Below are 13,207 nucleotides of genomic sequence, written 5' to 3'. Positions count from 1 at the left end.
CTCGGTCAGGCCTTCAGCGCGCCGGTGAGCACACCCTTGACGAAATAGCGCTGGAGGAAGGGATAGAGGCAGACGATGGGCGCCGTGGCCAGGACCACCACGGCCATCTGCACGGACTGCGGTGAGGCCGCGGTGGCGTCCGCGCTCTCGGACAGGGCGGCGCCGCCGATCACGTACTGCCGCAGCACCGTGCCGATCGGCCACCGGCTCTGGTCGTTGAAGTAGATGATGGCCTCGAAGAACCGGTTCCAGTAGGCGACGGCGTAGAACAGGCCGACCACCGCGACCACCGGCTTCGACAGCGGCAGCACGATGCGCCGCAGGATGGTGAACTCCCCGGCGCCGTCCACCCGGGCGGCCTCCATCACCTCGGTGGGCAGGGACTGGAAGAAGCCCCGCATCACGACCAGGTTGAACACGTTGACCAGGAACGGCAGCACCAGGGCGGCGTACTGGTCGAACAGCCCCACGCTGCGCACCACCAGGAACAGCGGGACCATGCCGGGCGGGAACAGGAACGTGAAAAGCACCAGCAGCAGCAGGAACCTGCCGCCGTAGAGCCGGGGCCGGCTGAGGGCGTAGGCCAGGCCGATGGTGCAGCACAGGCTCAGGGTGGTGCCGACCAGCGTGACCAGGCCGCTGACCATCAGCGCCCGGGTGACGATGCCACCGCGCAGCACGTCGGCGTAGGCGGCAAACGACCAGTGCCCGGGCCAGACCACCCAGCCGCCGTTCTCGATCACCTCCTGTGGGTCGGCGACGCTGGTGGCCACCACCGTCCACATCGGGAACAGCACCAGCGCCACCACCACGGTCAGCGCGATGCCCTTGGCGAGCCGCATCGCCGGGCCCGGACGTTCCATCCACGGCGGGTGCGGCCTGCCCTGCGAGGTGCTCATGAGCGGTACACCCCCTGCTCGCCGAGCCGGTGCGCGACCTTGTTGGCCGTGTAGATCAGCGCCACCCCGATCGCTCCCTTGAACAGGCTGACGGCGGCCGCGTAACCGAAGTCGCCGGAGGCGAAACCGGTGAAGTAGACGAAGGTGTCGAGCACCTCGCCGGCCTCCGGGCCGACCGCCTGGCGCTGGAGGAAGAACTGCTCGAAGCCGATCGAGAGGAACTCGCCCAGGCGCAGCACCAGCAGCAGCACGATCACCGGCCGGATCGCGGGCAGCGTCACGTGCCACAGCCGGCGCCGCCAGCCCGCGCCGTCCAGCGCGGCGGCCTCGTACAGCTGCTCGTCCACCTGTGACAGCGCGGCCAGGAAGATGATCGTGGCCCAGCCGCACTCCTTCCAGATCAGCTGAGCGACCACCAGCGGCTTGTAGGCGTCCGGGTTTCCGATCACCGAGATGCCGCCCACGCCGACGTCATTCAGCCATCCGTTGACCACCCCGGCCCCGCCGAGCATGTGCTGGAACAGTGCGATCACGATGACCCAGGACAGGAAGTGCGGTAGGTACACGACGCTCTGCACGAACCGGCGCAGGGTGTCGCCCGCGATGCTGTGCAGCAGCAGCGCCAGCCCCAGCGGCACGGGGAAGAAGAACACCAATTGCAGGACGGCGATGAGCAGGGTGTTCGCGACCGCGCTCCAGAACAGCGGGTCGGCGAACATCCGCCGGAAATTGTCCGTCCCGACCCAGGGGCTGTCCTGCACGCCGAGGAAGGGCACGTAGTCCTTGAACGCGAGCACGTTGCCGAACAGCGAACCGTAGTGGAACACCAGGAAATACAGCAGTCCCGGCAGGAGCAGGAGAAGGAGCGCACGGTCGGCCCACAGCCGGCGGGCGTGCGTGTGCAGACGGCCCGGCCGGACCGCCGGCGGGGGCAGCGGCGTCGGCGGTGAGCCGATGCGTTCCTTGGCGCGGACCACGACCATGTGGCACCACCCTCCGCGATCTCGTCTTCGAGGGAACAGGGTGACGAAAAGATAAAACGGTTTCTATGGACGGTCAACCGTCATTTCCTTTGTCAGGATGCGATCTTCTGGAGTAGGGCTGGGCTGTGGTTAGCTATTTTCCGAGCTTTGTAGAAAACGTTTAAAGCAGGGAGCCGTCGATGGTCGCCCGACCCGCCGCATCAGCCCGTCCCGAGCCCGGCACCGACCCCGTCACCGACCCCGTCACCGGACCCGTCACCGGACCCGTCACTGGACCTGGGGCTGGACCCGTCACTGGACCTGGCACTGGACCTGGCACTGGACCTGGCACCGGACCTGCTGTCAGACCCGCTGTCGGCCCTGACGCCGACCCCGCTGACGGCCCCGTTCCTGGGTCTGTCGCCAGGCGCGCCCGGCCGGTGGCAGCGTTCGCCCTGGCCGTGCGGGCGCACCGGCAGGCGTTCCCCGGGCCGCTGCGCGAGCGGCTCGGCCGGACGGTGACGATCGACCCGGACGCCGTCCTCACCGACTTCCGCACGCCCGCCGCGCGGCGCGCCCTGGCCACCGTCGAGATCCTGGTCAGCGGCTGGGGATGCCCCCGCATCGACGAGGACGTGCTGACCGCCGCACCGCACCTGCGCGCGGTGGTGCACGCCGCCGGCACGGTGAAGGCGCTGATCGCGCCGGCCGTGTACGAGCGCGGCGTCGTGGTGTCGTCCGCCGCTCAGGCCAATGCCGTTCCGGTGGCCGAATTCACCATAGCCACCATGGTTCTCGGCGCGAAGCAGGTGTTCGCCCGGGCCCGCCGTTACGCTGCCGACCCGGCCCGGATCACCAGCCCGGCGCCGGCCGGGGCCGGGCTGGCCGGCTCCATCGTCGGCGTCATCGGCGCCTCACGCATCGGGCGGCTGGTGATGCGGCGGCTGCGTGACCTCGATGTGCGGGTGCTGCTGGCCGACCCGCACGCGGGCCCCGCCGTGGCCGCGCAGTTCGGCGCCGAGCTGGTCACCCTCGACACTCTCTGCGCCCGCAGCGACATCGTCACCCTGCACGCCCCCGCCCTGCCCGAGACCCGTGGTCTGATCGGCGAGCGCCGGCTGAGCCTGATGCCCGACGGCGCCCTGTTCATCAACACCGCCCGCGGCTCCCTGGTGGACACCGCCGCGCTGGTACGGCACTGCGCACCGGGCCGGATCTCGGCCGTCCTCGACGTCACCGACCCGGAGCCGCTGCCCGCCGGGCACCCCCTGCTGAAACTCGACAACGTCTATGTCACACCGCATCTGGCCGGCGCCGAAGGCAAGGAGGTGTACCGGCTGGGGGAGTTCGCGGTGGCCGAGGTGGAGCGTCTCGTGCGCGGCGAGCCGCTGGCCGGTCAGGTCGAGCGGGAGGAACTGCCCTTCATCGCCTGACCGGCCCGGGCACGGGGACGAGGGCTCAGAGGGAGACGGCGCCGGGCGTCCGGTGCCCGATCGCGATCGACCCGCCGGAGATCGCACCCGCCAGCGGCGAGACCAGGAATGCGATCAGGTCGGCGATCTGGGCCGGGCTCGACTCGCCCGGTGTTCCCGGTTTCACCTCCGCCGCAGGCGTTTGCGTCACCAGGCCCGGGCTGACGGTGTTCACCGTGACCCCCGACCCGGCCACCGCGTCGGCCAGGTTCTTCGCCGCGATGACCAGGGCCGCGTTGCGCACCGACCCGGTCACGTTGCCGGTGAGGAAGGCGTTCTGGCCGCTGACCCCGACGATCCGGCCGAAACCGGCCTCCGTCATCACCGGCAGCGCCGCGTTGGCCAGCCGCAGGAAGGACAGCGCCTTCGCGTCGACGGCCTCCAGCACCTGCGCCGGGTCGGAGTTGCGCGCCGGGTCCAGGGTGCGGGCGCTCGGCGCCGCCGTCACCACCAGCCCGTCCAGGCGGCCGTGCCGCTCCAGCGCGGTGCGGAAGGCGGCGTCCACCGATTCCTGGTCGCGGGCGTCCAGCGTCAGCCCGTGCTCGCCGTCGGCGGTGCTGCGCGAGGCGACCAGCGCCGTGGCCCCCTCCAGCCGCAGCCGTTCCACCACCGCGCGCCCGATCAGCCCGCTGCCGCCGGCGACGAGCACCACCCGGTCTTTCAGTTCGAGATCCATGGAACTGATCTTACTCGCCGATCTCCTGCCGGCTGGTCACCGCCGGTGCCATGATGGCGCCGACCTGTTCCCGGCCGGCAAGGACGAGCACATGCGCACGCTGATCAGCACCGCCTTCCTCTCCCTCGACGGTGTCGTGGAGGCGCCCGGCGGCGAGGAGGGCTACCGCAACTCCGGCTGGACGTTCAAGCAGGTCGATTTCGTGCCCGAGGCCTACGCGATCAAGGGCACCGAGCAGGACGAGGCCACCGCCATGTTGCTGGGCCGCGTCAGCTACCAGGCGTTCAGCCCGGTCTGGCCGTCGATGAACGAGTTCGCCGCCTACAACGCCATGCCCAAGTACGTCGTGTCCACCACGCTCGCCGAGGCCGACCTCGCCACCGGCTGGGGCGAGACCACCGTGCTGCGCTCGCTCGACGACGTCGCCGCCCTCAAGCAGACCGAGGGCGGCCCGATCATCGTGCACGGCAGCGCCTCGCTGAACCAGGCCCTGTCGGACGCCGGGCTGATCGACCGCTATCACCTGCTGGTGTTCCCGCTGCTGCTCGGCGCGGGCCGGCGGATGTTCTCCACCGCCGACCAGGACGCCCGCAAGCTGCGGCTCGTGGAACACGAGGTGTACTCGAACGGGGTGCAGAAGAACGTCTTTGACGTCGTCCACTAATTCTGGGTTTCAGGACGCCCGGGTCGTTCGGGTCGCTCAGGTCAGGCTGTCGCGGGGATCGGCGTCGCCGTAGAACCTGGTCCACAGGGTGCGCAGGTGTTCGTGGAGTTCGGCGGGGGTGTCGAAGTCCCAGCCGGTGGCCCGCTCGTACTCCTGGGGGGTGAGGCCGCCGGTGACGCTGTGGGCAAAGCCGCGGCGGAAGCTCTGCCGCAGCGATTCGTCGCGCAGGTTCGCCACCTGGTGGACGAAATGGTCCTCCCAGCCGCGGATCAGGGAGTTCACGTCCATCATGTCGCCGGAGAGCTCCAGGAAGGTTCTGGTGTCCGGGGCCGATGCCATGCTCAGTCCTTGGGGTCGGGGTACATGGTGATCAGTTCATAGGTGCCGCTGCCCTTCTGGCGAAGGCCGCGATCAGGAAGCCGTCGAGGTGAACTTGGTGGCGTTGCGGCCGCACCGGTGCTGGGTGCCGTTCTCCCCGTCGGTCGTGGTCCCGGTCATCGGGTCGATACCCCACAGCGCGCGGTCGGTGAGCTCTCGCTCAGTGACCTGGGCACCGTGTCGCTGCGGGGCATGGCCGTGCTCACGTAGCCGGGCGATCCGGATCCTCACCGGATCGCCGGGTTCGTTGCCGGTGCCGTCGGCCGCCGCCACGAGTTCCGCGGCGACATCGTCCTGGAGCACCGCGAGGGCCTGCCCGGACTCCTGGGTCCGCTGCGCCAGGCGCCGCACGGCGCCGGCCAGGTGCTCGTCGGTCAGTTCCTCCAGGCGGGAACCGGCTTCGTCCAGGCCGGTGAGGACGGCGTCGAAAGTGGCGCTGGCACTGTCCAGCTCAGCGGTCACCGCGCCGAGATGGTCGTGGACCCGGCGCAGGGACGTCTCTTGCCGGATCCGGCGCAGGGTTGCGGTGCAGTGTCCAGGCCTTCGGTGAGCGCCCGCTGTTCCCCGGCGGTCTCGTCCAGCTGCCCCGCCGAGGTCTCGTAGCCCAGGGCGTGACGGGAGCGCCGTCCACCGATGTTCGCCTGTGGCTGCCCGAGGTCGGTGGCGATCCCGGCCGCCAGCCGGCGGGGCCGATCCTCCGTGGATCTTGGACTTTCTTGACCAATATTGTCGTCTTGTGGTGTCATGACGGTCGTTTCACGAGGCAAAAGGCTTTTCGCCCGGATTGGACGTAGATGGGCAACCGGCGTCACCCCCGACCGCTCCCCGCCGACCGCTGGACCCTGGCAGGTGGAGCAGTCGTCGCGGGATTCCTGCTGGTGGCCGCGCTGGCGCCGGTTCTCACCGCGATCGAGGGCCAGGATCCCTACACCTACCACCTCGACACCCTCGACGACACCGGCCTGCCGCTCGGCACCGGCGGCGGTATCGGCGCCGAGCACTGGTTCGGCGTGGAGCCGCAGACCGGCCGCGACCTGTTCGCGATCGTCGTCCACGGCGCCCGCACGTCCCTGCTCGTGGGCCTGGCCGCCACCGCGATCGCCGTCCTGGTCGGGGTCGTCGTCGGGATCACCGCCGGCTTCTTCGGGGGCTGGTACGACCGGCTGGCCAGCCGCGCCGTCGACGTGCTCTACGGATTCCCGTTTCTGGTGTTCACCATCGCCCTGGGGGCTCTCGTGTCGGCCCGGTTCCCGCGCACCTGGCTGGTGATCCTGGTGATCGGCCTGTTCGGCTGGCCGACCATCGCCCGGGTGACCCGTGGGCAGACGCTCAGCCTGAAACACCGCACGTTCGTGGTGGCCTCCACGGCGATGGGCGCCGGCACCCCGCACGTGCTGGTCCGCCAGGTGCTGCCGCATCTGGGCGTCACGATCATCGTCTACACCACCATCCTGATCCCGGGCCTGATCAGCACCGAGGCCGCGCTGTCGTTCCTCGGCGTGGGGGTTCCCGCCCCGACCCCCTCGTGGGGACGCTCGATCGGCACCGGCATCGGGTGGGTGCAGACCGATCCGATGTTCCTGTTCTTCCCCGGCGCGGCCCTGTTCCTGATCACCCTGGCCTTCAACCTGCTCGGCGACGGCCTGCGCGACGCCGTCGACCCGCGCTCGGCCCGGCGCCCGGGACGCGGCACGGAACGCCGCACGGAGGTGACGGCATGAGGACCGCACGGTTCCTGGCCGGGCGCCTGGCCGGCGTGCTCGCCGTGCTGGTCACCATCAGCCTGCTCACCTACCTGGTGTTCCTGGCCCTGCCCTCCGACCCGGCGCAGATGTCCTGCGGACGGCCCTGCACCCCGGAGGGCCTGGCCACCGCGAGCGAGTTCATGGGCTTCGACAAGCCCTGGTGGCAGCAGTATCTCGACTTCGTCGCCGGTATCTTCCGGGGCCGCGACTTCGGCAGCGGGCCCGCCGCGGTGCACTGCTCGGCGCCCTGCTTCGGCTACTCGTTCCAGCTCAACCAGCCGGTGACGCAGCTGATCCTGGCCCGGATGCCGGTCACCTTCTCGATCGCGGCCGGCGCCGCCGTGCTGTGGCTGGCCATCGGTGTCGGCCTGGGGGTGCTGGCGGCGGTGCGCCAGGGCACCGCGATCGACCGCTCGGCCATGGCTCTCGCGGTCGCCGGGGTCTCCACGCCGGTCTACCTGCTCGGGCTGCTGGGCATCCTGCTGTTCGGCTTCACCCTCGACATGGTGCCGGTGGCCGGCTACGTCCCGCTCACCGAGAGCCCCCTGGACTGGGCCTGGCACCTGATCCTGCCGTGGTGCGTGCTGGCCCTGTTCACCTCGGCCGTCTACGCCCGGCTCACCCGGGGGCAGATGATCGAGGTGCTCCAGGAGGACTACATCCGCACCGCCCGGGCCAAGGGCCTGCGCGAGCGCACGGTGGTCGGCCGGCACGCCCTGCGCAACGTACTGATCCCGGTGGTCACCGTGTTCGGCTCCGACCTCGGCCAGCTGCTGGGCGGGGCGATCATCACCGAACGTGTCTTCAGCATGCAGGGTCTCGGCTCCCTGCTGCTGAGCGCCGTCGGGACCGGCGACCTGCCGCTCCTGCTCGGCACCGTGCTCCTGGCCGCCTTCATGGTCGTGCTGGCCAATGCCGCCGTCGACGTCGTCTACGGCCTGCTCGACCCCCGCGTCGCCCAGACGCACTCCTAAGGATGGGACTCTTCATGAAACGCCGTTCCTGGCTGAGCGTCAGCGCGGTGGCGGCCGCCGCCGCCCTGACCCTGACCGCCTGCAACGCCAACTCCAGTTCACCGGAGGGCGCGGCCAGCACGTCGTCCACCGTCAAGGGCGGTGACCTGACCATCCTGACCAGCTCCACCACGGTCACCCTCGACCCGGCCAAGAGCTCGAACCTGGCCATCACCACCCTGGGCCTGTTCAACCGGCGCCTGACCAGCTGGGAGATCGAGCCGGGCAAGACCGCCCGGGCGGTGCCCGACCTGGCCACCGACACCGGGACACCCAGTGACGACGGGAAGACCTGGACCTACACGCTCAAGAGCGGCCTGAAGTTCTCCGACGGCACGCCGATCACCGCCGAGGCCGTGAAGTACGGTATCGAGCGGTCTTTCGCGCCCGAGCTGTCCGGTGGGCTGGGCTACCACAAGAGCCTGCTGGACGGCGGTGACACCTACGAGGGTCCCTACACCGACGGCGACCTGGACTCGATCGAGACGCCGGACGACACCACCATCGTCTTTCACCTGAACACCTCCTACGGCGACTGGCCGTGGATCGTCTCGATGCCGGCGTTCTCGCCGGTGCCGGAGGCGGCCGACGCGAAACCGCAGGAGTACGGCCTGCATCCGGTGTCCTCGGGCCCCTACCAGGTGGAGTCCTACAAGGAGGGCTCGTCGCTGTCGCTGAGCCGCAACCCGAACTGGGACCAGGCCACCGACGACGTGCGCACCGCCGGGCCCGACACCATCACCTTCGAGCTGGGCCAGGACGACACGGTGGCGGCGCAGCGGCTGATCGCCGACTCCGGCGACGACAAGAACGCCTTCCAGGCCTCGTTCGTGCCGCCGGCCCAGCTGTCGCAGATCCAGAACGACGCCGGGGCGAAGTCCCGGCTGGTCACCTCGGAGGCGGGTGCCCTGGCCTACCTGGCGATCAACGTGAAGCGTGACGGGCTGGACGATCTCAAGGTGCGTCAGGCCCTCCAGTACGCCGTGGACAAGAAGGCGTTCCAGATCGCCGTGGGCGGATCGATCGGCGGCGAGCCGGCCACCACCCTGATCACCCCGGGCATCGCCGGCCGGCAGGAGTACGACCTGTACCCGGCCGGGGAGAGCGGCGACCTGGACAAGGCCAAGGCGCTGCTGGCCGAGGCCGGCGACCCGAAGCTCGACCTGACGCTGCTGGTCGAGAGCGACCCGGTGGAACTGCTCAAGGCGCAGGCCATCCAGCAGGGCCTGAAGCGGGCCGGCATCGAGGTGACGATCAAGTCCGAGGAGTACGACTCCTGGTACGCCGACGTCACCTCCGACCAGGGCGACTACGACTTGGCGCTGGCCAGCTGGCAGCCCGACTTCCCCAGCGCCAACGGCAACATCCAGCCGCTGTTCGCCTCCAGCGAGATCGGCGGCGGCGGGTTCAACCTGTCGCGCTACTCCGAGCCGGAGGTGGACGAGCTGATCGACGAGGCCAGCGCCAGCACCGACGCCACCCAGGCGCAGAGCCTGTGGGCCGAGGCCGACCGGCGCATCCTGGAGGACGCGCCGGTGGTGCCGTTGCTGTTCAAGAAGAACTCGTTCCTGCACGGCTCGAACGTGCAGAACTTCTTCGTGACGCCGTTCCCGGCCTACCCGAACTACCTGAAGGTCTCGCTGGGCCAGTGACATCCGAAACAGCGGTCCTGGCCGTCGACGACCTCAACGTCTCCTTCGAGACCGACGGCCGCCGGGTGGACGCCGTCCGCGGAACGGCTTTCGAGCTGCTGCGCGGGCGGGTCACCGCCCTGGTGGGGGAGTCCGGGTCGGGCAAGAGCGTCAGCGCCACGGCCGTGCTCGGCCTGATGCCCGGCACCGCCCGGGTCGGCGGCAGCATCCGGCTCAACGGCGAGGAACTGATCGGTGCCGACCCCGGGCGGCTGCGCCAGGTGCGCGGCGGCGAGATCGGCACCGTGTTCCAGGAACCGATGACGGCCCTGAACCCGGTGTTCACGGTGGGCGCGCAGATCGCCGAGGCGATCCGCACCCACCGCACGGTCTCCCGTGCGGAGGCCGCCGCGCAGGTGCGTGAGCTGCTCACCTCGGTCGGGCTGGACGACCCGGAGCGGATCGCCGGGGCCTACCCGCACGAGCTGTCCGGCGGTCAGCTGCAACGCGCGATGATCGCCATGGCGGTCAGCTGCGACCCGGTGCTGCTGATCGCCGACGAGCCGACCACGGCGCTCGACGTGACCGTGCAGGCCGGCATCCTGCACCTGCTGCGTGAGCTTTGCGCCCGGCTGGACACCTCGATCCTGCTGATCACCCACGACATGGGGGTGGTCGCCGACCTGGCCGACGACGTGGTGGTGATGCGGGACGGCGAGGTGGTGGAGAAGGCGCCGGTGGCCGAGCTTTTCGCCCGGCCCCGGCACGAGTACACCCGCAGTCTGCTGAGCGCCGTGCCCCGGCTTCCCGAACTGGGCCCGGTTCCGGCCGAACCGGTTGCGGAGCATTGGTTTTCGGGGCAGCAGGTTGCGGGGCGGCTGGGTTCAGGGCAACTGCCTGAGGACGACGATCAGCTCGTGACGTTCCGCGACGTCGTGATCGAGTACCGGGGCCGGGGACGGCGCACCGGGGTGCGCGCCGTGGACGGCGTGGACCTGGGCATCGCGGCGGGTGAGGTGCTCGGCCTGGTCGGCGAGTCCGGCTCGGGCAAGTCCACCCTGGGCCGGGCGCTGGCCGGGCTGGTGCCGGTGACCTCCGGGACGCTGCGGGTGGACGGGGTCGACGTGGCCCTGGCCTCGCGCCGGTCCCTGCGGGGGGCGCGCACCCTGCGCGGGATCCGGTCCCGGATGGGCATCGTGTTCCAGGACCCGGCGTCCTCGCTGAACCCGCGGCACAGCGTGGCCACCAGCATCGCCGAGCCGCTGACCCTGCACACCGGCCTGCGGGGCCCGCAGCTGCGCCGGCGGATCGCCGAGCTGCTGGAGGCCGTGCGGGTACCGGCCGACTTCGCCGACCGCTACCCGCACGAGATGTCCGGCGGGCAGCGTCAGCGCATCGCCATCGCCCGGGCCCTGGCCCTCGACCCGGCGCTGCTGATCGCGGACGAGCCGACCAGCGCCCTGGACGTGTCGGTCCAGGCCGCGGTGCTGGAACTGGTGCGGGAGCTACAGACCCGGCTGCGGTTCGCCTGCCTGTTCATCAGCCACGACCTGGCCGTGGTGGAGCAGCTGGCCGACCGGGTGGCGGTGATGAACGACGGGCGGATCGTGGAGCAGGGCCCGGCCGGGCAGGTGCTGAGCGCACCCCGGCACCCCTACACCCGGCGCCTGCTGGCCGCCGCGCCGGTGGCCGACCCGCACGAGCAGCGCCGCCGCAGACAGGCCTGGCAGGCCCTGACCACCGGACCCCGGCCGGCCGAGTCCGCTGCCGAGTCCGCGTCCGAGTCCGCGGCCGGGTGACGATCGCTTCTGATCGTCGGGGCAGTCGGGTGTTGACCGGGTGCCCACGGGCACCGAACGATGCCGGCAGACGTCCTCAGGCTCTGGTGTGAAAGAGGGACCGATGTCGCAGGTGACGGGTGCCGGGCTGACCGTGGTGAGCTGTCTGGGCGCGGAGCACCGTGCCGCGGTGCTGGGTGAGCGGGCCCGCGCGCTGATCGGGCGCGAGGCCACGCTGATCGACATGGACCCGGAAACGCTGGTGGCGCAGGCGGATCCGTCGTCGGCGCGGATCCTGCTGACCGGCTGGGGCGCGCCCCGGCTGGAGCGGGCCGTGCTCGACCGGCTGCCCGAGCTGGAACTGGTGGTGCACGCGGCGGGCAGCATCCGCGACCTGGTCACCGACCAGGTCTGGGCCCGCGGCATACGGGTCACCACGGCCGCGAGCGCGAACGCCGTTCCGGTGGCCGACTTCACCGTGGCCCAGATCGTGCTGTGCCTGAAGAACGCCTGGCGCCTGGCCCTCCGGTCGAGGGACGCCCGGGGCCCGGTGCGGCGCGAGGGCGTGCGCGGGGCGGACGGCGCGGTGGTGGGGGTGGTCGGGCTCGGCCTGATCGGCACGCTGGTGGCCGAGCGGCTGCGCGACACCGCCCCCGGTGTCGAGGTGATCGCCTACGACCCGTTCGCCCCGGGGGAACGGTGCGCCCGGCTGGGGGTGACCCGGCACGACCTGGGCGCGGTGTTCTCCCGCTCGGACGTGCTCACCCTGCACGCGCCCCTGACTCCCGCCACCCGGCAGATGATCGGCCGCCGCGAGCTCGAGAGACTGCCGCTGCGGGCGTCCTTCATCAACACCGCACGGGGCGGGCTGGTGGACCACGACGCGCTGGCCGCGGTGCTGGCCGAACGCGGCGACCTGCTGGCCCTGCTGGACGTGACCGACCCGGAGCCGCTGCCGGCCGGCCATCGGCTGGCGGCACTGGACAACGTGGTGCTCACCCCGCACATCGCCGGCAGCCTGGGCACCGAGCGGGAGCGGCTGGGAATCGCGGCTGCGGGGGAGATCGCGCGGTTCGCCGCCGGCCTGCCGCTGCGGTACGAGATCGACCGGGAACGGCTGGATCTGACGGCCTGAGCGATATGGCAGGGTCGTGCCGTGGATCCCCTTCTGCGGTTCGATGCCCTGGCCGTTCCCCACTACCAGACGATCCTGGTGCACGACGCGGACGTCACAGAGGTGGAGGCCGGCAGGGACGACGTCGTGGGGTTGGACGACGAGGACCGGTGAGTCATTCCCCGGGAGCCCGCGGCCACCCGTAGGGGTGAGGTGCGGCCGGGGCGGTGAGTGCTACAACTCGTCCCAGGCGCCGGTGTCCGGTGGCGTCCCCACCCACGGAAGGCCCCCGCGTTGTCAGTGCACGAACTCATCTATGTCAGCCGGGCCGGCGTCGACCTGACGGAGGACCAGCTGGAGTCCTTCCTGGGGCCGTGCCGCACGCGCAACGCCCGGGAAGGGCTGACCGGTGCTCTCGTGCACGTGCACGAGCGGGCCCGGCTGGAGGAGCCGTTCCAGCAGATCGAACCCGGCGAGCACACCCGGCAGGCGTTCTTCGTGCAGCTGCTGGAGGGGCAGCCGGACGCCGTCGAGCAGACCTACCGGCGCATCCTGCGGGACGAGCTGCACGACGAGGTCACGGTGCTGTCGCGCCAGGAGCGCGACGGGCGTTCCTGCGAGGGCTGGCGCATGCGACTGAACGTGGTCACCTTCGACGCCGTGCGCGAACTCGCCGGCCGCCCGGCCGGCGACGGCAGCGGCGACATCGAGACCTACCTCCGGGAACCGGGTTTCGCGCGCTCGCTGCTGCTGGACGGCCGGCAGCACTGAGCGGGATCTCGTGGTCGGAGCAGGGGGAGGGGGCCGGGCGCGGTCCCCTCGTCGTCCAGCTGCCCGATCACCGCTGTTTCGGGCCGGACGGCCTCGGCCGCCTC

General features: G+C 71.0%; 15 protein-coding genes. 9 read left to right on the top strand and 6 right to left on the bottom strand.

Annotation, left to right across the window (positions count from 1 at the left end):
* Positions 1-5: 5 nt before the first annotated feature.
* A complete protein-coding gene (locus KIH74_RS06355; RefSeq protein WP_214154833.1) occupies positions 6-899 on the bottom strand; it encodes a carbohydrate ABC transporter permease in 894 nt (297 codons plus the stop codon).
* Positions 896-1,882 carry an ABC transporter permease gene (locus KIH74_RS06350; protein ID WP_214154832.1) on the bottom strand — a complete coding sequence of 329 codons (987 nt, stop codon included), beginning with the start codon at positions 1,880-1,882 and terminating at the stop codon, positions 896-898. The genes KIH74_RS06355 and KIH74_RS06350 overlap by 4 nt, the downstream gene beginning before the upstream one ends.
* Positions 1,883-2,301: 419 nt before the next feature.
* On the opposite strand from KIH74_RS06350, the gene KIH74_RS06345 reads away from it, so the two are divergent.
* A complete protein-coding gene (locus KIH74_RS06345; RefSeq protein WP_214154831.1) occupies positions 2,302-3,294 on the top strand; it encodes a hydroxyacid dehydrogenase in 993 nt (330 codons plus the stop codon).
* A gap of 25 nt (positions 3,295-3,319) precedes the next feature.
* Here KIH74_RS06345 and KIH74_RS06340 read toward each other — a convergent pair whose 3' ends face one another.
* A complete protein-coding gene (locus KIH74_RS06340) occupies positions 3,320-4,009 on the bottom strand; it encodes an SDR family NAD(P)-dependent oxidoreductase (RefSeq protein WP_214154830.1) in 690 nt (229 codons plus the stop codon).
* A 91-nt stretch (positions 4,010-4,100) separates the two neighbouring features.
* Here KIH74_RS06340 and KIH74_RS06335 point away from each other — a divergent pair, with 91 nt between their 5' ends.
* Positions 4,101-4,673, top strand: coding sequence for a dihydrofolate reductase family protein (locus KIH74_RS06335; protein WP_372492008.1), 573 nt, complete (start codon positions 4,101-4,103; stop codon positions 4,671-4,673).
* A 36-nt stretch (positions 4,674-4,709) separates the two neighbouring features.
* On the opposite strand, the gene KIH74_RS06330 is transcribed toward KIH74_RS06335, so the two are convergent.
* From KIH74_RS06330 to KIH74_RS06320, 3 genes are all read right to left on the bottom strand, one after another.
* A complete protein-coding gene (locus tag KIH74_RS06330) occupies positions 4,710-5,012 on the bottom strand; it encodes a hypothetical protein (protein ID WP_214154828.1) in 303 nt (100 codons plus the stop codon).
* A 72-nt stretch (positions 5,013-5,084) separates the two neighbouring features.
* Entirely contained in the window at positions 5,085-5,513 is a 429-nt protein-coding gene (locus KIH74_RS06325; protein WP_214154827.1) for a hypothetical protein, read from the bottom strand.
* Complete coding sequence (locus KIH74_RS06320) at positions 5,510-5,797, bottom strand: hypothetical protein (protein ID WP_214154826.1); 288 nt, start codon at positions 5,795-5,797, stop codon at positions 5,510-5,512. The genes KIH74_RS06325 and KIH74_RS06320 overlap by 4 nt, the downstream gene beginning before the upstream one ends.
* Positions 5,798-5,845: 48 nt before the next feature.
* On the opposite strand from KIH74_RS06320, the gene KIH74_RS06315 reads away from it, so the two are divergent.
* From KIH74_RS06315 to KIH74_RS06290, 7 genes are all read left to right on the top strand, one after another.
* On the top strand, positions 5,846-6,772 hold the full coding sequence (locus KIH74_RS06315) for an ABC transporter permease (protein WP_214154825.1): 927 nt from the start codon (positions 5,846-5,848) through the stop codon (positions 6,770-6,772).
* Positions 6,769-7,770 carry an ABC transporter permease gene (locus KIH74_RS06310; protein WP_214154824.1) on the top strand — a complete coding sequence of 334 codons (1,002 nt, stop codon included), beginning with the start codon at positions 6,769-6,771 and terminating at the stop codon, positions 7,768-7,770. The genes KIH74_RS06315 and KIH74_RS06310 overlap by 4 nt, the downstream gene beginning before the upstream one ends.
* A gap of 14 nt (positions 7,771-7,784) precedes the next feature.
* Positions 7,785-9,461 (top strand): ABC transporter substrate-binding protein, encoded by a 1,677-nt coding sequence (locus KIH74_RS06305; protein ID WP_214154823.1) that lies wholly within the window; start codon positions 7,785-7,787, stop codon positions 9,459-9,461.
* Positions 9,458-11,239: an ABC transporter ATP-binding protein gene (locus tag KIH74_RS06300; protein ID WP_214154822.1), complete on the top strand. Its 1,782-nt coding sequence runs from the start codon at positions 9,458-9,460 to the stop codon at positions 11,237-11,239. Before KIH74_RS06305 ends, KIH74_RS06300 begins: the two co-directional genes overlap by 4 nt.
* 103 nt (positions 11,240-11,342) lie before the next feature.
* Positions 11,343-12,353, top strand: coding sequence for a hydroxyacid dehydrogenase (locus KIH74_RS37520; protein ID WP_214154821.1), 1,011 nt, complete (start codon positions 11,343-11,345; stop codon positions 12,351-12,353).
* A 21-nt stretch (positions 12,354-12,374) separates the two neighbouring features.
* On the top strand, positions 12,375-12,506 hold the full coding sequence (locus tag KIH74_RS37515) for a hypothetical protein (protein WP_281417679.1): 132 nt from the start codon (positions 12,375-12,377) through the stop codon (positions 12,504-12,506).
* Positions 12,507-12,632: 126 nt separating this feature from the next.
* Positions 12,633-13,103 (top strand): BLUF domain-containing protein, encoded by a 471-nt coding sequence (locus KIH74_RS06290; protein ID WP_308113628.1) that lies wholly within the window; start codon positions 12,633-12,635, stop codon positions 13,101-13,103.
* Positions 13,104-13,207: the final 104 nt, after the last annotated feature.

Origin of the sequence: Kineosporia corallincola, assembly GCF_018499875.1 — a bacterium.
In the GTDB taxonomy this organism is placed as follows: domain Bacteria; phylum Actinomycetota; class Actinomycetes; order Actinomycetales; family Kineosporiaceae; genus Kineosporia; species Kineosporia corallincola.
Note: the sequence above shows the minus strand (reverse complement) of the source record. Positions and strands in the feature narration are given on the sequence as shown.